Annotated in this window: 21 protein-coding genes; 10 read left to right on the top strand and 11 right to left on the bottom strand. The window is 72.3% G+C overall.

Annotation, left to right across the window (positions count from 1 at the left end):
* Positions 1–3: 3 nt before the first annotated feature.
* Positions 4–999 (top strand): lysylphosphatidylglycerol synthase transmembrane domain-containing protein, encoded by a 996-nt coding sequence (locus tag LCH29_RS03775; RefSeq protein ID WP_446460232.1) that lies wholly within the window; start codon positions 4–6, stop codon positions 997–999.
* 4 nt (positions 1,000–1,003) lie between these two features.
* On the opposite strand, the gene LCH29_RS03770 is transcribed toward LCH29_RS03775, so the two are convergent.
* The 6 genes from LCH29_RS03770 to LCH29_RS03745 all read right to left on the bottom strand — a co-directional run bounded on the left by LCH29_RS03770 (position 1,004) and on the right by LCH29_RS03745 (position 8,303).
* Positions 1,004–2,131: a CapA family protein gene (locus LCH29_RS03770; RefSeq protein ID WP_446460231.1), complete on the bottom strand. Its 1,128-nt coding sequence runs from the start codon at positions 2,129–2,131 to the stop codon at positions 1,004–1,006.
* Between the two features lie 587 nt (positions 2,132–2,718).
* Positions 2,719–3,732: a tagatose 1,6-diphosphate aldolase gene (locus tag LCH29_RS03765; RefSeq protein WP_446460230.1), complete on the bottom strand. Its 1,014-nt coding sequence runs from the start codon at positions 3,730–3,732 to the stop codon at positions 2,719–2,721.
* Entirely contained in the window at positions 3,719–5,065 is a 1,347-nt protein-coding gene (locus LCH29_RS03760; RefSeq protein ID WP_446460229.1) for an ADP-dependent glucokinase/phosphofructokinase, read from the bottom strand. Before LCH29_RS03760 ends, LCH29_RS03765 begins: the two co-directional genes overlap by 14 nt.
* Positions 5,062–5,943, bottom strand: coding sequence for a carbohydrate ABC transporter permease (locus tag LCH29_RS03755; protein ID WP_446460228.1), 882 nt, complete (start codon positions 5,941–5,943; stop codon positions 5,062–5,064). The genes LCH29_RS03760 and LCH29_RS03755 overlap by 4 nt, the downstream gene beginning before the upstream one ends.
* A 3-nt stretch (positions 5,944–5,946) precedes the next feature.
* A complete protein-coding gene (locus LCH29_RS03750) occupies positions 5,947–6,966 on the bottom strand; it encodes a carbohydrate ABC transporter permease (RefSeq protein WP_446460227.1) in 1,020 nt (339 codons plus the stop codon).
* The gene (locus LCH29_RS03745) at positions 6,966–8,303 is read right to left on the bottom strand and encodes an ABC transporter substrate-binding protein (protein WP_446460226.1); all 1,338 of its coding nucleotides are present in this window, start codon (positions 8,301–8,303) and stop codon (positions 6,966–6,968) included. Before LCH29_RS03745 ends, LCH29_RS03750 begins: the two co-directional genes overlap by 1 nt.
* 195 nt (positions 8,304–8,498) lie before the next feature.
* Here LCH29_RS03745 and LCH29_RS03740 point away from each other — a divergent pair, with 195 nt between their 5' ends.
* Positions 8,499–9,308 (top strand): DeoR/GlpR family DNA-binding transcription regulator, encoded by an 810-nt coding sequence (locus tag LCH29_RS03740; RefSeq protein ID WP_446460225.1) that lies wholly within the window; start codon positions 8,499–8,501, stop codon positions 9,306–9,308.
* A gap of 57 nt (positions 9,309–9,365) precedes the next feature.
* Here LCH29_RS03740 and LCH29_RS03735 read toward each other — a convergent pair whose 3' ends face one another.
* Positions 9,366–9,710, bottom strand: a complete 345-nt coding sequence (locus tag LCH29_RS03735; protein ID WP_446460224.1) for a hypothetical protein — start codon at positions 9,708–9,710, stop codon at positions 9,366–9,368.
* Positions 9,711–9,975: 265 nt separating this feature from the next.
* Here LCH29_RS03735 and LCH29_RS03730 point away from each other — a divergent pair, with 265 nt between their 5' ends.
* On the top strand, positions 9,976–12,675 hold the full coding sequence (locus LCH29_RS03730) for a carbohydrate-binding protein (RefSeq protein WP_446460223.1): 2,700 nt from the start codon (positions 9,976–9,978) through the stop codon (positions 12,673–12,675).
* A gap of 43 nt (positions 12,676–12,718) precedes the next feature.
* Here LCH29_RS03730 and LCH29_RS03725 read toward each other — a convergent pair whose 3' ends face one another.
* A complete protein-coding gene (locus tag LCH29_RS03725; RefSeq protein WP_446460222.1) occupies positions 12,719–13,087 on the bottom strand; it encodes a hypothetical protein in 369 nt (122 codons plus the stop codon).
* 45 nt (positions 13,088–13,132) lie between these two features.
* On the opposite strand from LCH29_RS03725, the gene LCH29_RS03720 reads away from it, so the two are divergent.
* Entirely contained in the window at positions 13,133–13,933 is an 801-nt protein-coding gene (locus tag LCH29_RS03720) for a maleylpyruvate isomerase family mycothiol-dependent enzyme (RefSeq protein WP_446460221.1), read from the top strand.
* Between the two features lie 19 nt (positions 13,934–13,952).
* Here the strand turns inward: LCH29_RS03720 and LCH29_RS03715 are convergent, their stop codons facing one another.
* Positions 13,953–14,723, bottom strand: a complete 771-nt coding sequence (locus LCH29_RS03715) for a hypothetical protein (RefSeq protein WP_446460220.1) — start codon at positions 14,721–14,723, stop codon at positions 13,953–13,955.
* Between the two features lie 68 nt (positions 14,724–14,791).
* Here LCH29_RS03715 and LCH29_RS03710 point away from each other — a divergent pair, with 68 nt between their 5' ends.
* The gene (locus LCH29_RS03710) at positions 14,792–15,298 is read left to right on the top strand and encodes a mycothiol transferase (protein ID WP_446460219.1); all 507 of its coding nucleotides are present in this window, start codon (positions 14,792–14,794) and stop codon (positions 15,296–15,298) included.
* An 84-nt stretch (positions 15,299–15,382) separates the two neighbouring features.
* Complete coding sequence (locus LCH29_RS03705) at positions 15,383–16,144, top strand: ArsR/SmtB family transcription factor (RefSeq protein WP_446460290.1); 762 nt, start codon at positions 15,383–15,385, stop codon at positions 16,142–16,144.
* Between the two features lie 24 nt (positions 16,145–16,168).
* On the opposite strand, the gene LCH29_RS03700 is transcribed toward LCH29_RS03705, so the two are convergent.
* Together LCH29_RS03700 and LCH29_RS03695 are read right to left on the bottom strand one after the other, a co-directional pair.
* A complete protein-coding gene (locus LCH29_RS03700; RefSeq protein ID WP_446460218.1) occupies positions 16,169–17,422 on the bottom strand; it encodes an MFS transporter in 1,254 nt (417 codons plus the stop codon).
* Positions 17,422–18,123, bottom strand: a complete 702-nt coding sequence (locus LCH29_RS03695) for a pentapeptide repeat-containing protein (RefSeq protein WP_446460217.1) — start codon at positions 18,121–18,123, stop codon at positions 17,422–17,424. Before LCH29_RS03695 ends, LCH29_RS03700 begins: the two co-directional genes overlap by 1 nt.
* Positions 18,124–18,315: 192 nt before the next feature.
* Between LCH29_RS03695 and LCH29_RS03690 the strand changes: the two genes are divergently transcribed.
* The 4 genes from LCH29_RS03690 to LCH29_RS03675 are packed head-to-tail and all read left to right on the top strand — an operon-like array spanning position 18,316 to position 22,504.
* Entirely contained in the window at positions 18,316–19,374 is a 1,059-nt protein-coding gene (locus tag LCH29_RS03690) for a LacI family DNA-binding transcriptional regulator (protein WP_446460216.1), read from the top strand.
* Positions 19,375–19,398: 24 nt separating this feature from the next.
* On the top strand, positions 19,399–20,679 hold the full coding sequence (locus LCH29_RS03685; protein WP_446460215.1) for an ABC transporter substrate-binding protein: 1,281 nt from the start codon (positions 19,399–19,401) through the stop codon (positions 20,677–20,679).
* An 11-nt stretch (positions 20,680–20,690) separates the two neighbouring features.
* On the top strand, positions 20,691–21,680 hold the full coding sequence (locus LCH29_RS03680) for a carbohydrate ABC transporter permease (protein ID WP_446460214.1): 990 nt from the start codon (positions 20,691–20,693) through the stop codon (positions 21,678–21,680).
* Complete coding sequence (locus LCH29_RS03675) at positions 21,677–22,504, top strand: carbohydrate ABC transporter permease (protein ID WP_446460213.1); 828 nt, start codon at positions 21,677–21,679, stop codon at positions 22,502–22,504. The genes LCH29_RS03680 and LCH29_RS03675 overlap by 4 nt, the downstream gene beginning before the upstream one ends.
* Positions 22,505–22,508: the final 4 nt, after the last annotated feature.

Here is a 22,508-nt window from a genome sequence, read left to right as displayed (position 1 = left end):
ACGATGCAGCCCACAGCGCCCGTGCGGCAGACGGCACCCGTCCGACCCACCGCGTCCCGTCCCCTGTACCGGCGGATTCCGCTGCGCCAGATCCTGTGCCTGGTGCCGCTGGTCGCGGTCGCCGTGTGGGTGGCGCGGCACCGGTCGCTGATCGGTTCCGGCGCCCGTCAGATGCTCACCGCCGACCCGTGGTGGCTGCTGACGGCGGTCGCGACGACGGGTCTCGGCTGGGTCGCGGTGTCGTTCGCCCGGCAGGGCACGGTGCTGGAACGGCTCCCGGCCAGGCGGCTGTTCGCCACCCAGTTCGCCGCGGGCGCCGCCAACCACCTGCTGCCGTCGGGGATCGGGGCGAGCGCGGTCAACATCCGCTTCATGACGGGCTGCGGACTACCGCCCGCCCGCTCCTCGGCCGCGCTCGCCCTGTACTTCCTGGCGGAGGCCGTCACCCGGATCGTGCTGCTGCTCGTGCTGCTCACCGCCTTCCCCGAAGCGCTGCACGTCGGCCCGCTGCTGCCGGAGCGGACCGCCGGACTGGTGGCGTGGGCGGCGGTCGCGGGGGCGGCTGTCCTGGTGGCGGGGCTGCTGCTGATCCGCCGGGTGCGCCGGGTGATCCGTGACTTCCTGCGCACCGCGCTGGCCGACGCCCGCTCCCTGCATCTGCGGCCGTCCCGGGCGCTGGCCCTGTGGGGCGGTTCGCTGGCGTTCCCGCTGCTCCAGGCGGCCGGTCTGGTGGCGGTGGCCCTCGCGCTGGAGCTGGAGGTGTGGCCGCCGCATGTGATGCTCGCCTATCTGGCCGCCTCGGCGGTGGCCGCCCTGGTCCCCTCTCCCGGTGGCATCGGCTCGGTCGACGCGGCGCTGGTGATCGCGCTGGTGGCGGCGGGTGCCCCGGTCGAGGCCGCCACCTCCACGGTGCTCGCCTACCGGTTCATCACGCTGTGGCTCCCGCTGGTCCCGGGCGCGCTGGTGCTGGGCGCCCTGGTGCGCTCCAAGATCCTCTGATCGCTCAGACGGCTCGGGGCTCGGCGCTGTGGGCGGTGAGCACGTCGTCGGGGCCGAGCGCGATACGGGTGCCGAGGGCGGAGCCGGTGCGGCCGAGGACGCGGACGAGCCATACGGCGTCCTCGTGCGGGGCGTGGCACAGCCGCATCCGCCGGGCCCGGAGGACCACCATCCGCAAGCCCAGGAGCGCACCGGTGTCCGGCCGCAGCGTGGCGAAGTAGAGCAGCCGCAGATCGTCCCGGAACCCCTCGTAGCCGCCGATGCCCTCGTAGTCGTCGATGAGGTCGCCGCAGCCGTAGAGGATCAGTTTGTCGCGGTGGATCTCCAGGGGGCGGGGGTGGTGGGAGGAGTGGCCGTGTACGAGGTCGACGCCGCCGTCGATCAGGGCGTGGGCGAAGCGGATCTGGTCCTCGGGGATGTCGTACCCCCAGTTGCTGCCCCAGTGGATCGAGACCACCGCGAGGTCGCCGGGCCGCTTCAGCTGCCGCACCCGGTGGGCGAGCGCGGCGGCGTCACCGGACGCGCACTCGGACACCAGGTCGACGCCGGACCGGTCGCCGCGCGCCGCCCAGCCGGCCGGGATGCCGCTGGAGGGGGTCCCGCAGGCGAAGACCAGGACGCGCCGGTGATCACCGGCCGGGACGGCCGCGGGGCGGCGTGCCTCCCGCATGTCCCGGCCCGCGCCCGCCACCCGGATCCCGGCGGTGGCCAGGGTGTCGAGGGTGTCGTCGAGGCCGGTCCTTCCGCCGTCGAGTACGTGGTTGTTGGCCAGGACGCAGACGTCGGGCCGGGCCACGGCCAGCCCGGGGAGGTTGGCGGGGTTCATCCGGTAGTGGATCTCCTTGCCGGGCGCGAAGGCGCCGCCGCGGGTGATGCTCGTCTCCAGGTTCACCACCCGGACGTCCGGGGCCGCCCGGTCCAGTTCCGGCAGCGCCTCTCCCCACGGCCACGAGAAGCCGACCGGCCGCGGGATCGGGCCGTTCGTCTCCTCCACCAGCTCGACATAGGCCCGGGAGTCGCGGATGTACGGCTCCCGCAGCGCCGGATCGCCGGGGTGGGGCAGGATCTGGTCGACACCGCGGCCGAGCATCACATCGCCGCAGAGGAACAGCGTCACAGCCTCGCCGCGCATACTTCCACGTTAGGTCCTGTCCGGCGGATCTTCGTGGATCAGGCCTCGGCGTCTGGTGCAGGGGGCACCTCCCAGCGGTAGCTGGGGGAACATCGCAAGGCGGAGGATCGTCCTCGTACTGGGCGTACTCGTACGACTCCGACAACGCAGCGAGGTGCGGCGCGGTCAGCCCGTGTTCGGCGTAGAGCCGCTCCGCCGCGACCATGATCGCCTCGCGGGTCTCGGCGGCGCGATCGGTGTTCCACCAGCAGCACCCCGGCGCCGATCGCATGCGGCATCCCGCCGGGCACAGCAGCGCGTCGCCGGCGGCGACCGGCACCCGGTGGACGGCGTCCAGCATCGCGCCCGCGTCACCGGCCGCGACCCACCCCGCCAGCTCGCGGGCGGTGACGTCGCGGGCGAAGCCGAGCCGGACCTCGGCGCCGGGCGCGGCGTCGGCGTCAACGGGACGGGCGCGGCGGCGGGCACGGTGGTCATGCGGGCCTTCTCCCGGTCGGATACGGCCGTACGGAGGGGTCGGGGCCGGAGGGGAGCGGCGGGCGGGTCAGGGGCACCCGCCGCTCCCCTCCGGGGATCCACGACGGATGTCAGACCGCGGGGTGCCAGTCGTGGAACCAGCCCTCGGGCAGGCGGTCCAGCGCCTGGTCGAGGGAGCGTCCCGGGAGGAACGGGCGGCCGTGTTCGCGGATGACCGCGTTCAGCTCGTCCAGCCGCCCCCGGGCCTGCTCGATGCCCTGGGCGCGCTCGGCCGGGTCATGGGTGGAGACGGCGTCGCGCCAGATGGAGCGGCCCGCCAGATAGCCGCACGCCCCGGCCTGCGCGGAGATCCGCACCTGGGTACGGAAGTCCTCGTAGCCGACGCCCGCGGACAGGATCACCCACGGGACGTGCACCGAGGAGTCCAGCTCCTTGCACGCCGCGGCGGCCGCCTCGTGGCCCTGCTCGGTGTCGACGTAACCGGGGAACTCGACCTTGAGCATGTCGACCCCGAGCCGGTCCGCCTCCACGGCCGACTCGATGATGCCCGCGACCCGGCGCTCCTTCCACTCCGCCGAGGACGGGTCCTCGCCGGGCAGCGGGTACCAGATGGGCTCGACGACCAGCGGCAGGCTCAGCTCCGCGCACTCGTCCACCAGGTCGCGCACCACCTGGCGCTGGTGTTCGGCGGTGGCCGGGTCGCCGTCCGGGCGGTACCACCACAGCAGCTTGGCCACATCGGTGCCGGCCAGCTTGATCTGCCGGGTGGACCAGCCCTCGCGGTGCCGGGTGCGGCGCGGCCCCTCGGGGATGCTGTAGTCCTCGTCCTCGATGCTGGCCATCAGGCCGACGTCGCGCGGCACGGCGCCGCTCGCGGTGAGGTGGCCGACGCCGTAATGGGCGTCGAGGAGGACGGCGGTCACGCTGGGCGCGACGGCGCGGATGACGGCGTCCTTCGCCCGGACCACGTCCGCGAAGCCCACCGTGGAGGGGTCCGGGGCGAGCAGTTCGGCGAAGTCCGAGAGATGGTCGAGGGCGCAGATCAGGAAGAAGCCGTCCTCGCTGGTCACACGGGTCAGTCCGCGCAGTTTGCCCGGGTCGGTGGTCAGGTCAGGCGTGGTCATCGGGGTCCTTTCGGATACGGGTCGGGGCACAGCCGGAGTGGAGCGAGCGGGCGAGCAGCAGCCCGCCCACGAACGTGTCACCGAGGCCGATGGTGGCCGCGGGGTGGCTGAGGTGGGGCGCGGGGACACAGTCCGCGCGCAGCCCCTCCCTCAGCGGCCCGTCGGCCGGGCGGTCCTCGGTGTAGTCGGCCGCCGGCGGCGGCTCCAGGTCGGCGGCGGGGGCGCCGCGCGCGGCCCGCGCGGCGGCGAGCAGGCTGCCCGTCATCAGCGCGGTCCGCTGTTCGGTGGGGTCGCCGCGGTGGACGGCGAGCACCCAGCCGTCCGCGTGCACGCATACCCGGTCCACGCGGTACGCGGTGGCGAAATGAGCCGCGGCGGTGACGGGTGAGGTGCGGGCCGAGGGACCGGCGAGCGCGGCGAGTTCGGACAGGCTCATGCCGACGGAGTCGGCGAGCGGGGCGTACTCGTCGCATCCCGCGCGCAGGGCGCGGACGCTGGCGAACTCGGCGAGTTCGAGGTGGAGCAGCGGCAGTCCGCCGTCCCGCCAGGCGTGGACGACCTCGGTGAGCCAGGCCCGGTCGGCGGGCCCGGTGCCGTCCTCGGGCAGCCCGTTCATGCCGGACAGCAGCCCCGCCGCGGCGGTGCGGGCCAGTTCGCCGGAGCGGGCGGCGAACCACTCGTCGCGCTCGATCCCGTCGTCCATGAACCGCAGGATGATCCGCGAGGAGCGGGGCAGTCCGTCGGGCAGGCCGGGCGCGGGGGTGCCCGCGGCGAACTCCAGGATGCCGTGCGGCTGTTTCACCCTGCCGGGGTGGGCGGTGGGCGCGTCGGCGCCGGTCAGCCGCCCGGCCGGGGCGGTGCCCTCGGCCGTGCACAGCGTCACGTCGGGGTGGAGCACCGCGAGTTGCTCGGCGCTGCGGTCGGCCAGCGGGACGACGCCGGGCGCGCCGAGCACGGCGAGCGCCCAGGCGGCCTGCGGTCCGGTGCCGCCGAGCTGCGTCCGGTCGGGCGCGCCGAGCAGCGTGCCCACCCAGTCGGTGCCGCCGGGCCACGGCATGGCGATCTCGCCGCCGTGGCCGTGCCGGATGCGGCCGACGACCTCGGCGGCGACCTCACCGGCGGGCCCGGCCGCGGTGGTCCAGGCGGCGAGGGCGGAGATCCGGTCGGGGTCCATCCGGTACACGTGGTCGACGCAGGCGCTGAAGCCCGCCAGTACGGGTGCGGCCTCCCGGGCCCGGGCGCGAACCCGGTCGGCCAGCGCGCGGTACCGCTCGGCCCACAGTTCGTCCCGGGTGACGACGCGCGGGACGGAGAGTCCGGTGCGGGAGGTCACTCCTTCACCGCCCCGGAGGTGATACCGGCGACGATGCGGCGCTGGAAGAGCACCACGATCAGCACCAGCGGCAGGGTGACCACGACGGACGCGGCGGCCATGTCGCCCCAGGGGACGAAGTACTGGGACTGGAAGCCCGCGATGCCGACCGGCACGGTCTGGTGCTCGGGCGAGGAGGTGAAGGCCAGCGCGAGCATGAACTCGTTCCAGTTGGTGATGAAGCCGAGCATTCCGGCGGCCGCGATCCCGGGCAGCGCGAGCGGCAGGATCACGCTGCGCAGGGTGCGCAGCAGCCCCGCGCCGTCGATGGCCGCGGCCTCGTCCAGCTGGGTGGGCAGCGACCGGAAGTGGGCGTACAGGACGAAGATCATCAGCGGCAGGGCGAGCCCCACGTACGAACCGGACAGACCCGTATAGGTGTCGAGCAGCCCCAGGGAGTTGAGCACCAGATAGAGCGGGACGACGATCGAGATCTGCGGGAACATCGACAGGCCGAGGACGACGGCGAGCACCACGCCCTTGCCGGGCACCGGCAGCCGGGCGAGCGCATACGTGGCCAGCGCCGCCAGCAGCAGTCCGATCGCGGTCGCGGTGACCGTGACGATGACGCTGTTGATCATGTACTTGCTGAACTCGTAGTCGGTGAAGACGGCCCGGTAGTGCTCCAGCGTGCCCGGGACGGGCAGCCAGTGCGGGGTCACCGAGGACAGATCGCGGTCCCGCTGGAACGAGGTGCTGAGCTGCCACAGGAACGGTGCGACGGACCAGAGCACGACGGCGGTGACGGCGGCCCGGAACAGCACCCGGCGGGTCAGCGCCCGGCGGCGGGCCCGGATGGCGGCGGGCGCGGCGGGGACCGGCGCGGGGACGGCGGTCATGGCTCAGCCCTCCAGGGCGCGGTAGCGCCGACCCAGGTAGTAGGCGAAGCCCGCGGCGATGAGCACCTCGGTGATGAACGCGGCGGTGGCGATCATCGAGCCGTAGCCCAGTTCGAGCCCGGAGAAGAGGGTCTTGTAGCCGAAGGTGGACAGCGTCTCGGTGGAGTCCGCCGGTCCGCCGCCGGTGAGGACGTACGGCAGGTCGAAGACCCGGAAGGCGTCGAGGACCCGGATCAGGGCGGCGATCAGCAGGGCGGGCGCGATCACCGGCAGGGTGACGGAGCGGAAGGTGCACCAGGGCGAGGCGCCGTCGATCTTCGCGGACTCGCCCAGTTCCTTCGGCACGGTCTGGAGCGCGGCGAGCACCAGCAGCGCCATGAACGGGGTGGTCTTCCAGATGTCGGCGAGCCCGATGGTGGCCAGGGCGGTGTGCGGATCGCCGAGGAAGTTGATGTAGCCGTCGGTCAGGTGGAGGCGGGTCAGCAGGTAGTTGGCGACGCCGGACTGGCCGTCGAAGATCCAGCCGAACATCCGCGAGGTGACGACGGTGGGGATGGCCCACGGGATGAGCACGGCGGCGCGGGCCCAGCCGCGGCCGCGGAAGGACTGGTGCAGCACGAGGGCGAAGCCGATGCCGAGCGCGGTCTCCACCAGGGTGGTGCCGAAGGCGAAGGCCACCGTGCGCCACCAGGCGTTCCAGAACAGGTCGTCGCCGAGCAGCCGGGACAGGTTGGCGGTACCGGTGAAGTGCGATCCGGTGGAGAATCCCGCGTCGTGCAGGGACAGCCACAGGGTGCGCAGCACCGGGTAGAGGGAGACGGCGAGGACGGCGGCGAGCGCGGGCGCCAGCAGCACGATGCCGGTCAGGCGCGGGCCCGCGGACGAGGACGCGCGCCCGGGTACGCGGCGGCGCGGGTCGTCCTGTCCCGGTGCGAGCTGCGGCTGCTCCAGGGAGGGGGCGCGGTGCTTGCCGCGCAGCGGGGTGTGTCCGGGCGTTCTGTGGAAGAAGGCGAGGTGGCCCATCAGACGATCGCCTCCAGGTCCCGCCGGGCGGAGCGGAGGGTGCCGCGCACATCGCCGTACACCAGAGCGCGGGAGACCGCGGACTGGAGGGCGAGGCTGACCCGGGAGTAGTGCGGGGTGACCGGGCGGGGCACTCCGTTGCCGAACGCCTCCTTCAGCTTGACCATCGCGGGCTGGCCCTTGGCGAGCTTCTTCTCGTCGTAGACCGAGACGCGGGAGGGGGCGTTGCCGAAGTCGAGCGCGAAGGCGAGCTGGGCTTCGGTCCCGGCCAGCCAGTGCAGGAAGTCCATGGCACCTTCCTTGTTGCGGGATCCCGCCGCGACGCCGAGCTGGTAGCCGCCGAGGCAGGAGGAGGACGTGCCGCCGGGGAAACGGGGCAGCGGGGCGACGTCGACCTTGCCGACGACCTTGGACTGGTCCGGGTTCTGGGAGACGCCGTAGACATAGCTCCAGTGCCGCATCATCCCGACCCGGCCCGCGGTGAACGGGCGACGGCTGGGCTCCTCGTCCCACGAGAACACCTCGGACGGGCTGACCTTGTAGCGGTACACCAGGTCGCGCATGAACTGGACGGCCTCGACGCACGCGGGGCTGTCCACGCGGACCGCGCCCGAGGGGTCGATGATGCGGCCGCGGTTGGAGGCGATGAACTCGACCAGGTCGCAGAGGAGGATCTCGGCCTGCTTGGCCTGCCACAGATAGCCCATGGGCACCCGGCGGTGCTGCATCTCGGCCGCGGTGTCGGCCAGTTCGTGCCAGTCCGTCGGCGGCTTGCGGCCGAGCGCGCGCATCAGGTCGGTGCGGTAGTAGAGGCCGCCCGCGTCGACGTACCAGGGCAGGGCGACGAGACGGCCCCGATAGGTGCACGCCTCGACCACACCGGGGAAGAAGGAGCGCCGCAGACTTGCGGAGACGTCCTGGTCCAGGGGGTGCACCCAGCCCGCGGCGGCCAGCTCGGCGATCCACACCACGTCCTGGGCGAAGACGTCGACCGTGCCGTCCTTGCGGGCCAGCAGCTGGGTGAGCTGCTGATGGCATTCGGTGCTGGAGCTGGGCGGCGGCAGATTGCGGACGGTCACCCGGTAGCGGCTCTGGGCGGTGTTGTAGCGGTCGGCGAACGACTGCATGCCGGCCGCGCCCCCGGTGAACGCCGCGCAGGCGAAGGTGAGTTGGGTCCGTCGGCCGCCACCGCCGCCCACCCGCCGGGCCGGTTCGTCACCCCCGCAGGCGCTGAGCAGCGGCGTGGCGGCGAGCGCGCCGAGGGCTGCGGCGCCGGTGGAGAGTGCCTGACGGCGGGTCCACGGTGGCTCGGGTGGGGTGGGTGGGTGTGGCTCCACGGCGACTCCATTGACGCGGCACAGAAGCTATGCGGGAGGGGTACGCAGAAAGACGTACAAAGAAGCGCTGGTTTATGCGGCTCTTTGCTGCAAGCTACGGCGACCACCCCCACCGGTCAAGGGTCGTGCTGCGAGTTCTTGCGGTAAGGTGCGAGAATCTGCTGTGTTGCGCAGCGTCGAGAAGGGGGCCACACGATGACGTCAGCAGAGGGGACCCGGGCCGCGAACCTGCCCGCGCGCCGCCGGGCCGACCTCACCGCCTTCATCCAGCAGCGCGGCCAGGCCACCATCGGGGAGCTGGCGAAGGAGTTCGCCGTCTCGGTGGACACCGTACGGCGTGACCTGGACCATCTGGCGGCGCGCGGCCTGGTGGCACGCACCCACGGCGGGGCGGTGCCGGGCGGCGAGCTGGCCACGGCCGACAGCCCGGTGGCGGACCGGATGAACGAGCGCCGGGAGGCCAAGGAGGCCATCGGGACCGCCGCCGCCCGTCTGGTGCGGGACAACGAGACGCTGCTCGTCAACGGCGGCACCACGGTGCTCTCGGCGGTGGCCGCGCTCGGCGGCCACCGCGGGCTGACCATCGTCACCAACAATCTGCGGGTGCCGGGGATGGTCCCGGCGCAGGCCCTGCGCGATCTGTTCGTCCTCGGCGGCGGCTGCCGGACCACCGCGCTGGTGACCGTGGGCCCGATCCGCTTCCCCGACACCGCCGGGGTGAGCGCGGACACCGCCCTCATCGCGGTGGGCGGGGTCAGCGCCTCGGGGCTTTCGGTGTCCAACATCCCGGAGGCCCAGATGATCCAGGAGATGATGGACTCCGCCTCCCGGGTCGTGGTGCTGGCGGACTCGGCCAAGTTCGAGCGCCGGGCACTGGCCCGGATCTGCCCGCTCAGCCGCATCGATGTGCTGGTCAGCGAGCAGCCGCCCAATGGTGAGCTGGCCCTCGCCCTCGACCGGGCCGAGGTCACCCTCGCCGGTCCGTACCTCCCCGAGGACGGCTGACCCCGCCGGGCGCACGGCTCCGGCGGGGTGCCCGGGGGGCCTCCGGGTGGCCGTCCATCACCTCGGCCATGGCGCGGCCCATTTACGTGGCCATCTGGACACCGTGGCCACAGGAGCCCATCGAGTAGTACACGCCCCGGCCTGGCCCGCGTGCGGGATGCGGTCGTAGGAGAACCCGACGCTCCCGCCCCACACATAGTCGATGCGCGCCTGGCTCAACTGCGGGAATATCTTGGCCATTTCGCGCTTCAGCACCGCCCCGCTGCGGGCGGTCCGAGGCCGGGTCGGAGGGGGCGAAGCGGGCCCGGCCGCCGAAGGCGAGGCGGTGGCCATCACCTGCTGGGCGCGGACCGTGCCGTGCAACGCCTCCACCAGGAAGGTGCCGTCCCGGTCGCGGATCACGGCGGTGGCGGCGTTGCGCTCGTGGATATGCGCAGGAGCTGCGCGAGGAACTCAAGCGGGTCCGGCGGGACGGCTACGCGCGGGGAACGGGGCCCGTTGGCGAGGCGAGCTCATACCTCTTTGTCAATAAGTCGATTTCGCGAGAGAGACATCGGATCTGTCGAGCGAAATTTCCGTGTGATCGCCCTCCAATCCGCCTCCTTCCGTTGACCTCATCCGATGTTTCTCCTAGGTTTCGGTCGACCCTGAACACTGGAGGCGGTAGATGAGATCCACGCTCAGGCGCATTTCCATGGCCGCCGTCGCGGCCATGGCCGTCCTCACCGCGGCGCTGCCGGGCACCGCGACGGCGCAGGGAGGGCAGGAGCAGCAGGGGCGTACGTACTACGTCGCCACCTCGGGCTCCGACCGGGACAGCGGCAGCGCGCGCCATCCCCTGCGCACCATCGGACGCTGCACCGATCTGGTCCGGCCCGGGGACACCTGTCTGATCCACCGCGGGACCTACCGCGAGCGGGTCGTCCCGCCCTCGGGCCGCGCGGGCGCCCCGGTCACCCTCGCGGCGTACGGGGACGGTCCGGCCACCGTCGACGGGACGCGGGCCGTGACCGGATGGGAGGACGCCGGCGGCGGTCTGGTCGCCGCCGATGTCGACCTGCCCCTCGCCCGCGACGAGAACGCGCTGTTCCTCGACGGCGGCCGCGCCATGGAGGGCCGCTGGCCCAACTCCGGTTCCGACCCGCTCAATCCGTCCTGGGCGGTCGCCGAGCGCAGCTCCACCGACCAGCACATCGACGACCCCGACCTGCCGGACGGTGACCTCACCGGCGCCACCGTCCATCTGTGGGCCGGGTCCAACCCGTGGAGCCAGCAGACCGGTACCGTGACCGCCGCCGCGGACGGCAAGCTCGACTTCAAGGGCGGCAATTACCGCTGCACCCCGCTGTGCATGGGCGACCAGAACTACCGCAACTATTACCTCGTGGGTGCGAAAGCCACCCTCGACCAGCCCGGTGAGTGGTATTACGACACGGGCGAGAAGCGGCTCTATCTGGTCCCGCCCAAGGGGGGAATGGCGGGCCACACGGTGACCGCGAAATACGAGAAGTGGGGCCTGGACCTTTCGAGCAGCTCCCATGTCACCGTCCGCGGGCTCGGCGTGAGGGGCACCTCGCTGCGCACCGGGGAGAAGAGCACCGGTGTGCTGGTGGAGGGGTTGCGGGCGCGCTACATCTCCGAGTTCTCCACCCTGCCCATGCCACGGGACGACGAGCTGGCCATCCCGCCGGGCGAGGGCCACATCGTCGCCTCCCGAGTGCTCGACTCCGGCGTCCAGATCCTCGGCACCGGCAACACGCTGCGGGACAGCGACATCGGCCTCTCCGCGGGGACCGGTGTGCTGCTGCGCGGCAGTGGCAACACCCTCACCAACAACTACATCCACGACGTGGGGTGGATGGGCAGCTACACCCCCGGCATCGAGATCAACGGCAGCGAGCACACCGTCACCCACAACACCGTCCGGCGCACCGGCCGGGCGAGCATCGACACCGCCTGGCAGCTCAACGGGGTGCCCTTCAAGGACAACCGCATCGCCTACAACGACCTGTCCGAGGCGATGCGCACCTCCCGCGACGGCAGCCCCTTCTACGTCTGCTGCAACCTGGACGCGACGGGGACGAGCATCGACCACAACACCGTCCATGACGCGGACGGCCAGGTCGGCTACTACATCGACAACTCCTCCAGCCGGTTCCTGCTGCACCACAACGTGGCGTACAACACCGGCACCCGCGGCACGTTCTTCAACGGCCACAGCGGGGTCAGCCTCGGCAACCGCGACCACAACTCGACGTACGGACTGGGCGTCGGCACCGCGGTGCGGCTGAGCGGCGCGACGGACGCCACCGGCACGTACGTCAGCAACGACGTGGCGCTCGCCCCGGTGGAGATCTCCGGGCCGGGCGACCCCGCCCCTGTGGTGCGCAACAACCTGGTGCCACCCACCGATCCGCGGTACACCGACGCGCGCAACGGCGAACTGTGGCCGCGGGCCGGATCCCCGGCCATCGACGCGGGCGAGACGGTCGACGGCGTGACCACCGGGGTGCGGGGCGACGGGCCCGACCAGGGCGCGTACGAGTACGGGGCGCCGATCTGGTCGACCGGGTGCAATCTGGCCGGGTGCGAGTCGCGGGTGCGCAACGACGGGTGGAAGGCCACGTTCTCCGGGGGCGGTGACGCGTCCGCCGCCGTCGACGGGGTGCAGACCACCCAGTGGAAGGCGGGCACCGACCAGGCCGCCGGGCAGTCGCTGACCCTCGACCTGGGCGCGGCGAAGACCTTCGGCCGGCTGGCGGTCGACGCCGGTATGGACGCCACGGGCCACCCCTACGGCTTCACGGTGTCCGTCAGCCGTGACGGCCAGGACTGGGGAGCCCCCGTGGCCCGCGTCGCGGGCCGCTCCTTCACCCAGGACGCGGTCTTCGGGCAGCGCACGGCGCGGTACGTGCGGATCGAGCTGACCGCGGCCGGTGATGTGCCGTGGGCGGTGAACGAGGTCCGGCTGTACGCGGACGGCCCGGACGCGGCCGGTACGTTGCAGGCCGAGCGGGCCCAGGTGGTGCGCGGTGGCGAGCGCGGCGAGGCGGCGACCGGCACGCTGGGCTCCGGCGGCCTGGTCGGCTTCCGCCAGGTGTCGTTCGGGGCGGACGCCCCGGAGCGGCTGACGGTGCGGATGGCGTCTGCGGGCTGCGGCAGCGGCTGTGCACTGCAACTGCGGCTGGACGATCCCAAGGGCCGTGTGGTGGCGGCGCTGCCGGTGCGGGACACGGGCGGCGCGGACCAGTGGCAGGAGCGGTCGGTGCGGCTGGCGCGCGCGGTGACGGGCACGCATGACGTGTACCTCGTCGCGACGGGTGCGCGGAAGGTGGCCGCGGTGGACTGGCTGACGCTGCGCGACTGAGGTCCGCGACACCGCGCTCATCGCGACCGGGGCGCCTCGACCGTCAACGGCGGCCGAGGCGCTCCAGCCGCTCGTCCACCCCGGGGCACAGCTCCCGCGCCGTGTCCAGGAAGGCCGCCAGGACGGGAGAGCGGTCCTGGGCGCGGAAGGACATCACCAGATCCGGCAGTTCCACGCGCGGCCGCACCTCGCACACCCAGGTGCCCGGCCGCGCCGCCACCCGCAGACACGCCGGGCCGAGCCCCACCCCGACCCCGCACGAGGCCAGCCCGATGATGGTGTGCACATCGCGGGCTTCGGTGACCCCGCCGCCCGGCATGGTCGCCGCTCCGGCCCCGTCGCCCAGCAGCGCGTCGAGCCACCCGGCGACCGCCGGTTCCTCGTCCTCGGGCGCCACGATCAGATGCTGCACCCTGAGCTCTTGGCCGACCGAGGCTGACGCTGGCACAGTAAGCGCATGGACTTCGCCACCGCGTTCCACCGGGAGATCCTGGCGTTCGAGGCCGCCGCCCGCCGGGCCGCCGACGGGGGCGCGGCGCCGCTCGTACCGTCGTGTCCCGGCTGGTCGATGGCCGATCTGGTGCTGCATCTGGGTGGCGTGCACCGCTTCGTCGCCCGGATCGTCGAAGACGGGCTGACGGAGCCGCCGGACGTCACGGACGTGGCGCTCTTCGCCTTCCCCGAGGACCGCTCGGGCTGGCCCGCGCCGGAGGGCGGACCGCACCGCGGACCGGTGCCGCCGGGCCTCGTCGAGTGGTTCGCCGACGGGGCCCGGGCGCTGGCGGCTCACGTCCGCGACGGCGATCCGGGGCAGCGGGTGTGGACCTGGTCGCGGGAGCAGAACGCCGGGTTCTGGTGGCGGATGCAGACCATCGAGGCGGCGCTGCACCGCTGGGACGCCGAGAGCGCGCTCGGGACGCCCGGGCCCGTCGAGACCGCCCTCGCGGCGGATGCCATCGCCCAGACGTTCGAGGTCATGGCCCCGGCCCGGCGCGTCTGGAAGGAGGCGCCCCCGGGCGCCGGCGAGCGGTTCCGGCTGCGGCAGACGGACGGCCCGGGCGTCTGGACGGTGTCCTTCGAGGGCGATGAGGTGCGCCTCGACGGGGACGCCGCCGGGCCGTGCGACCTCGAACTGACCGGAACCGCCTCGGACCTGATGCTCTTCCTGTGGCGGCGGATCCCCGCCGACCGGCTGGACGGGGTGCGGGGCGACCCGGCGATGACCGACCGCTACTTCACCCTCGTCCCGCCGGTGTGACCACGCGGGCGTCCCCCGGTTACTCCCGGTCGTACTGCTGGGAGATGACCTCGACGCGTCGCGTGCTCTGGTCGACGCGTACGGTGTCGAGCCCCATGGTGTCGAGCTGGCTGATCGCGTCCGCCTCGGCCACCGGATCCAGCACCCGCAGGGCGATGGCCAGGTCCGCGTCGTCCGCGTCGCCGGACGCGGGCAGCTGCGCGAGCAGCGACTTCATCAGCCGGTCCGCGCTGCCCTCGGGCGCCTCCGCGCCGACGGCCATGTGCACCATCAGCTGCTCCGCCCCGGTCTCGTGCCACCGGGCGTGCCCGATCCACACCGCGTGGACACCGGGGAAGTCCAGCAGCCGGTCGCGCAGCGCGTCGCGCAGGGCCACCGCGCGCGGATGCGTGGACCACCTGAGGGTGAGCGTGCGGTCCTCGGGGAGCCGCTGGCCGCGCTGCTGGAGGAGCTGGTGCAGCAGCTCCATGGGAACCCCGGCATACCCCCCGGGGGAGAACACCGACAGGGTCGCCACCTTGGTCTGCCGCTCGATGTCCAGCAGCCGCGCCGCATCGCAGTGCACCGCCCCGGCGGCCTGCGGAAGCCGCTCCCGGCAGCACTCTTCGCTGGTGTATCCGGGCAGGCTCGGGCCGCTCCCCTCCATGCCTACGAACATCACCGAGCCGTTCGCGTCCACGGGCACATACACCCCGAAGTCCACGATGGCGTTGAGCAGTTGTTCCCCTTCGGTCCGGGCGGCCTGTCGGTCGAGTATGTCGGCGAGTGCCTGGTTCCCTGTTGATGTCACGCACCGAGCATAAAAGGTGCGCGGATGCCACCATGAACGAACGGGGACGATGAGCGAGGGAGCCACGCATGAAGAGCGCGGATCTGCTGGCCGACGCCTTCGGCCGGGTGCGGGACGCCGTACACGAGGCGGTCGAGGGGCTCACCGTGGACGATCTGGCCGTGCGTCTGGACAGCGGCGCGAATTCCCTCGCCTGGCTGGTGTGGCACCTGACCCGCGTCCAGGACGACCACATCGCCGACGCCGCCGGTACCGAACAGTCCTGGACCACCGACGGCTGGTACGAGCGGTTCGGGCTGCCGTTCCCCCCGGCGGCCACCGGCTACGGCCACCGCAGCCGGGACGTGGCCAAGGTCCATGCGTCGGCCGATCTGCTCGTCGGGTACCACGACGCCGTGTACGAGCGGACGGTGGATTACGTACGCGGGCTGCGCAACGCCGATCTGGACCGGATCGTGGACGAGGCGTGGACCCCGCCGGTGACCCTCGGGGTGCGGCTGATCAGCGTCATCGAGGACGACATGCAGCACGTGGGACAGGCGGCGTACATCCGCGGCGCGCTCGGCAGGCGCTGAGCCGTACGGCGGACCGCGCGGCCGGGTTTCGCCACCGTTGACATGCAGGCGTTTACCTGCATAACGTGAAGCGTGAGTTCGGAGATGGACAAGGTCTTCAAGGCGCTGGCCGACCAGACCCGGCGGTATCTGCTGGACCGCCTGCACGAGCGGGGCGGTCAGACGCTCGGAGAACTGTGCGAGCACCTGGCGATGACGCGGCAGTCGGCGACCCAGCACCTGGCCGTCCTGGAGGCCGCCAACCTGGTCAGTGTCGTGCGCCAGGGGCGGGAAAAACTGCACTACCTCAACCCCGTTCCCGTCCATGAGGTGCAGGAACGGTGGATCGACAAGTTCGAGCGCCCGCGTCTGAGAGCGCTCGGCGCGGTGAAACGGCAAGCGGAGGACGCCATGGCCGAGAGGCCGACGTACAGCTACGTCATCTACATCGAGAGCACCCCGGAGAAGGTCTGGCACGCACTGACCGACGCCGACCTCACGGCCGCGTACTGGGGCCACAGCAATGTGTCCGACTGGCGGCCCGGCTCGGCGTGGGAGCACCGGCGCACGGACGGCAGCGGCATCGCCGATGTCGTCGGCACCGTCGTGGAGAGCGTGCCGCCGAAGCGTCTGGTCACCACCTGGGCGGCCCCCGGTGCGGAGCCCGCCGCAGGCCCGTCCCGGGTCACCTTCACGATCGAGCCGCACGAGGAGATCGTCCGGCTCACCGTGACCCACGAGAACCTGGCCGACGAGGCCGAGCGCGAGGAAGCTGCCGGTGGCTGGGCTGCGGTGCTGTCCAACCTCAAGTCCCTGCTGGAGACCGGAAGTCCGCTGCCGCGCGAGCCCTGGCTGGTGGGGCGCTGAGCGATTCCCGCCCCGGGGCGACCGTCACCCGGCGGGCACCCCGGGGGCGCGCTGCCGGATCGGGGTGCACACCCCGACCACCACGATGAGCAGGAACAGGGCGGCGGATCCGAGCAGCGGCGCGCGGACCCCGAACCGCGCCACCAGCGCGGTGAGCCCGGCGGCGCCGAGCGGGGCGAGCGCGTTGTGCAGCGTCCAGAAGGCGGAGGTGACCCGGCCGAGCAGATGGTCGGGGGTCACCGCCTGGCGCAGCGACATCGAGGAGATTCCCGCGAGCGCCATGCCGAACTGGTAGCACAGCACCGTCACCGTCGTCCCCAGCACGGTGGTGGAGCGGGACAGCAGTCCCAGGGCCAGCCCGCACAGCGTGTACGAGCCCAGCCAGCACACCCCGAACCCCCAGGCCCGCCGCAGCACCGGGATGAGCACGGCGGCCAGGACCGTCCCGGCGCCCGCCACGCCCATCACGACGCCGACCGTGCGGTCGCCCGCGTCCAGCCCCTCCCGTATCTGGTAGATGAAGACGTCGGTCATGCCCAGGCTGAGCAGCGAGACGCCGGTGAGCAGCACGGTGAGCCAGCGCAGCACCGGCGACCGCCACAGGAAGACGAACCCGGCCAGGAACTCCCGCTTCGCTCCCCGCCACCCGGCGGCCGCGGCGGGCGGCGCGGCCTCGTCCACCGCCTTCCGGAGCCTGATCAGTGAGAGCGCGAGGGCCGAGGCGGCGAAGCTCGCCGCGTTCACCGCGATCGCCGCCGTCGGCCCGAGCAGCCCGGAGAGTCCGCCCGCCAGCATCGGCCCGACGATGAAGGCGATGGCGTTCGTCGTGGTCAGCCGCCCGTTGGCCTCGATGATCCGCTCGGGGTCCACCAGATTGGGGACGGCGGCGACGTATGTGACCTTGAAGACCATGTCGAAGACCGCGACGACCGCCATCACCCCGTAGAGCAGCCAGACCTGCGGCCCGGCCATGGCCCAGCTGACCGGGACGAGGGCGACGAGCACCACCCGGACCACATCGCACACGATCATCAGCTGCCGCCGGGGCAGCCGGTCGACCAGGATGCCCGCGAACAGCCCGGTGACGATCGAGGCGGCGCCCGCGACCGCCGTCAGCAGCCCCATCTGGGCGACCGATCCGGTGGCGTCCAGCACCAGCAGCGGCAGCGCCACCAGGGCGAAGGCGTTGCCCAGTTCGGACAGGGTCTGCCCGCACCAGAAGATGGTGAAGTCCCGGTGGGCCCATAACGGAACGGGTTTCGTGGTCACGCCCGCCATCACGCCCCCCGGCGTCGCCGCTTGGCGGTGCGGGGCGTCAGCGCGGTCCCGCTCTCCTGCACCGTGACACCGAGGGCCTGGGCGAACTGCGGTGCCAATTCGAGGAGTTGGCTGCCGGTGATGGCGGCCCCGCGCAGCGCGTCGATCCCTTCGGTGATGCCCAGCCGGGTGGCGTCGCGCAGATCGACCCGGGCCATGCGCGCGTTGCCGCACCGCACCCCGTCCAGCGTCGATCCCGGGAAGGCGACGTTGGTCAGCTTCGCCCCGCCGAGGTCGGTGTCGCGCAGCAGGCAGTCCGCGAAGGTGACCTCGCGCAGCTCGGCGGTGCGCAGATTGACCGATTCGAACTTGCAGCGGTGGAAGGTCACACGGTGCATCGCCGTGCCGAACATCTCCAGTCCGGCGAGTACGCAGCCGATCAGCTCGCCGTCCAGCCAGTCGCCGTCGGCCAGGTCGGAGCCGACCCAGCGCACTCCGTCGAGCCAGACGTCGTTGAAGCGGGCCCCGCGGTAGCGGCCCCCGGTGAAGCTCACGGCGGAGAACGCCGATTCCAGGAAGCGGGCCTGCCCGGCTTCGGCCCCGTCGAACTCCCCGCCGTCGAAGTGGACGGTGTCGTAGTCGCCGTCCACGGTCAAGTGGCCGTCGAACGGGCGCAGATGGCTCGCGTACGGCAGGTCGGCGAACTGACGCGGGGATGACATGGCGAAACCTCATTTCCGGGGGCACCACCGGCCCGGGCGCGCGGTGTGCGAGATCGATGGTGCCATTCAACTTCTGCGTTCCCGACCGTTGACATGCACTGTGAGCCACTCCTACGTTCAGGCAAGCCGGTTCGGGTCTCCGGCAGCCCTTCGATATTCCGAACGCGTGGATCTCCCGAGAGGTATGCGTCAGTGGTGTCGAACCGGTTCGACCAGCAGCCCCCGCCCGTCAACATCGGCGAGATCGCCCGTCTCGCCGGGGTGTCGCGCAGCACGGTCAGTTACGCGCTCAGCGGCAAGCGGCCGATCTCCGACCGCACCCGGCAGCGCATCCAGCAGGTCATCGAGGACCGGGGCTTCCAGCCGAACGCGAGCGCCCGCGCGCTGGCCCACGGCCGCACCCGCACCCTCGGGCTGGTGTTTCCGACCGTCAGCCGCCGCTACACCGATATGCAGCTGGACTTCATCAACAGCGTGGTCGACGCCGCGGCCGCGCACGACCACGACATCCTGCTCTCGCGCGGCGACGGCGACGGCGACGACTCCTTCCGGCGGCTGGTCGGCGAACGGCGGGTCGACGGCGCCCTGCTGATGGAGATCCGGGCGCCGGACCCGCGGGTGGAGCCGCTGGTCCGCTCGGGCTTCCCGTTCGTTTCCATGGGGCGCACCGAGAACACGGACACGGCCACGCTGTCCTGGGTCGATCTGGACTTCGCGGAGCTGACCGCCGCGTGCGTGCGCCATCTCGGGCGGCTCGGCCATCGCCACCTCGCGCTGGTGGGGCGGCCCCGGGAGCTGTACGACGCCGGGTACGTGCCCGCGCTCCGGGGGCGGACCGGCTTTCTGCGGGCCACCTCGGAACTCGGGCTCACCGGCGAGGTCCACCACTGCGGTGACGACGCCGCCTCGGGCCAGGCCGTGGTGGCGCGGCTCCTCGACCGGGACCCGCGCACCACCGCGGTCGTGACGCTCAACGAAGCGGCGCTGGTGGGCCTGTACCGGGGGCTCGGCCTCGCGGGGCGTTCCGTACCCGGCGACTTCTCGGTGACCGGAGTGGCGGCGGCCCGCTGGGCGGAGGCCGTCACACCGATGATGACCGGCGCCGACGTGCCCTCGGACCTGATGGGCCGGCTCGCCGTGGACCTGCTGCTGGAGCGGCTGGACGCCCCGGCCGCGGCGCCCCGGCAGCATCTGCTCACCCCTCCGCTCACCCCGCGTGCCAGCACGGGACCGGCACCGGATCGCAACTGACCGACTCACCCCTCGGAGACGCACATGGCCAACCGAGCCAACAGGCCCCCGGCTGCCGCCGGGAGAAGTCCCCTCGGCCGCCGCTCCTTCCTGCGGATATCGGGCTCCGGGCTGCTCGCCGCGGGGCTGGCCGGCCCCCTCACCGCCTGCGGCGGCGGGGGCGGCGGGTCCTCGTCCAAAGACCTCGTCTGGTGGGACTACCTCGTCGAGGACGCCCGTCAGCCGGGCATCAAGGCCCTGATCGCCGCCATCGAGAAGAGCGTCCCCGGGCTGACGATCACCCGCCGGACCTTTCCGTACGCCGAGCTGGAGCCCGCGATCATCAAGGGGGCCGCCTCCGGCGATCTGCCGGACCTGGCGATCATCGACAACACCTCGATGAACTCCCTCGCCCCGCAGGGGCTGCTCACCGACCTCACCGACCGGGTGAAGGAGTGGGGGCAGGCCGACGCGTACTACAAGGGCCCGTGGAGCAGCGGGGTCGTCGACGGCAAGGCCTACTCCGTCCCCAACAATGCCAACTGCCTGGCCCTCTACTACAACACCGAGCTGCTGGAGAGCGCGGGCGTCACGCCGCCGAAGACCTGGGACGAGCTGTCGGCCGCGGCCCGCAAGCTCACCAAGGGCAGCACCTTCGGGCTGGCGATGAGCGCGATCAAGACCGAGGAGGGGGTCTTCCAGCTCCTGCCCTTCCTGTGGTCGGCGGGCGGCGATCTGAACACCTTCGCCACCGGCGGCGCCACGGCGCTGTCCTATCTGGGGGAGCTGGTGACGGCGGGCGCGCTGTCCAAGCAGTGCGTGGGCTGGACCCAGCAGGACGTCAACAACCAGTTCACCTCCGGCCGCGCGGCCATGCAGATCAACGGGCCGTGGCAACTGCCCGGCCTCAAGCAGCAGTCCAAGGTGAAGTGGGGCGTGGTGCCCATCCCGGTGGACAAGGAGCCCGCGAGCTGCCTCGGCGGGGAGAACTGGGTGATCCTCAAGACCAGCGGCAAGGCCGACCAGGCGTGGCGGGCGATCGAGTACAGCCAGCGGAAGAAGCCGCTGGCCGCCTATCTGGGGTCGGTGGGGCTGCTGCCCGCGCGCAGCGACATGGCGCACAGCGGCGACTGGGCCACCGACCCCACCCTGAAGGTGTTCGTGCGGGAGTTCGGCAACGCCCGGCCGCGGTCGTACGGCGAGCACTATCCGCAGATGTCCAAGGCCATGGCCGAGGCGTTACAGGCCACCCTGACCGGCAGCTCCTCCCCCGGGGCCGCCGCGAAGAAGGCGGCGGGCACCATCACTCCCCTGCTGTCGAAGTAGCGGGGGCCGCGATGACGACCCCCACCACGCACAGCGCACACGTGAAGGTCCGGGAGCCGGTGGTGTTCACCGGCGGCCCGGCGGCGGGCGGCGGGCGGCGCCGTGGCGGCTCCCTCGCCACGCGCCGCACCCGGGCCGGATACGGCATGTCGGCGCCCGCGCTGCTCTTCCTCGGCGCGACCATGCTGTTCCCGCTCCTCTACAACCTCTGGACCTCGGTCCATCAGGTCGAGATCGGCGATCTGGTCACCGGCGACTGGGCGTTCAACGGCGCCGACAACTACGACGCGGTGGTCTCCGAGGGCGCCTTCTGGCACGCCGCCCGGATCTCCCTGCTGTTCACGGCCGGTTCGCTGGTCTTCCAGTTCACCATCGGCTTCGCGCTGGCGCTGCTGTTCGTACGGCAGTTCCCGCTGGCCGGGCTGTTCCGGGGGCTGATGCTGGTGGCGTGGCTGCTGCCGCCCATCGTCAGCGGCACCCTGTTCCGCTGGATGCTGGACGCCGACTCGGGCGCGTACAACGAACTGCTGCACACCGTCGGGCTGGACGCGCTGGCGCACAACTGGCTGACCGATCCGGACACCGCGCTGCCCGGTGTCATCGCCGCCAATGTGTGGGTGGGCGTGCCCTTCAACATGCTGCTGCTCCTGGTCGGGCTCCAGTCCATCGACCCCACCCTCTACGAGGCGGCGGCCATCGACGGCGCCGGTCCCTGGCAGCGGCTGCGCCATGTGACGCTGCCGCTGATGCGGCCGGTGGCGGCGGCGGTGCTGCTGCTCGGCTTGGTGTACACCTTCAAGGTCTTCGACCTGGTCTTCGTGCTGACCGGGGGCGGCCCCGTCGACTCCACGACCGTCCTCCCCCTCTACGTCTACCAGTCGGCGTTTCTGCTCTTCCAGCTCGGCCGGGGCGCGGCGGCGGGCACCCTGCTGCTGCTCGTACCGCTGGTGGTGGCCGTGCTGTACGTACGCAGGCTGCGCAAGGAAGGAGCCGCCGCATGACCCGCCCCCGCCGCCCCTGGCTGCTCACCCTGGTCGCGGGCGTCATCACCGCCTTCTTCCTGCTGCCGCTGTACTGGATGATCGCCACCTCGCTGAAGCGTCCCGACGAGGTGCTCAGCTCGCCGCCGCAGTGGTTTCCCACCCCGCCGAGCGGCGAGAGCTACGCACGGGCGCTGGACAAGCCGATGCTCGGGCAGGCGCTGCTCAACAGCGTCGCCATCTCGCTGGGCGTGGTGGCGCTGACCCTGGTGCTCGCCGTGCCGCTCACCTACGCCGTGGCCCGCATCCGGATGCGCGGCTCGGCGGCGATGGTGCTGTCGCTGCTGGTGGCGCAGCTGCTGCCGAGCATCGTGCTGGCCGCCCCGCTGTTCATCGTGCTCCGCGACGCCGGACTGAACAACACCCTGCTGGGCCTGGTGATCGCGGACAGCACCCTCACCCTGCCCTTCGCGGTGATCGTGCTGCGGCCGCTGGTGCGCGCCATGCCCGCCGAGATCGAGGAGGCGGCGCTGGTGGACGGCTGCGGCCTCCCGGGGGTGCTGTGGCGGATCGTGCTGCCGGTGATGCGGCCGGGGCTGATCGCGGTCGGCGCCTTCTCCTTCCTGCTCGGCTGGGGCGAGTTCGTGTTCGGCATCACGGTGAACAGCGACCCCGAGGTCCAGCCGGTGACCGTGCTGCTCAACACGTTCGTCGGCCAGACCGGCACCGCGTGGGGGCCGCTGATGGCGGCCGCCACGATCGTCAGCGTGCCGGTGGTGTGTGTCTTCGCGATGCTCCAGCGGTTCATCGTGGGCGGGCTCACGGCCGGAAGCGTCAAGTCCTGACGGG

The organism is Streptomyces sp. BRA346 (assembly GCF_052851135.1).
Note: the sequence above shows the minus strand (reverse complement) of the source record. Positions and strands in the feature narration are given on the sequence as shown.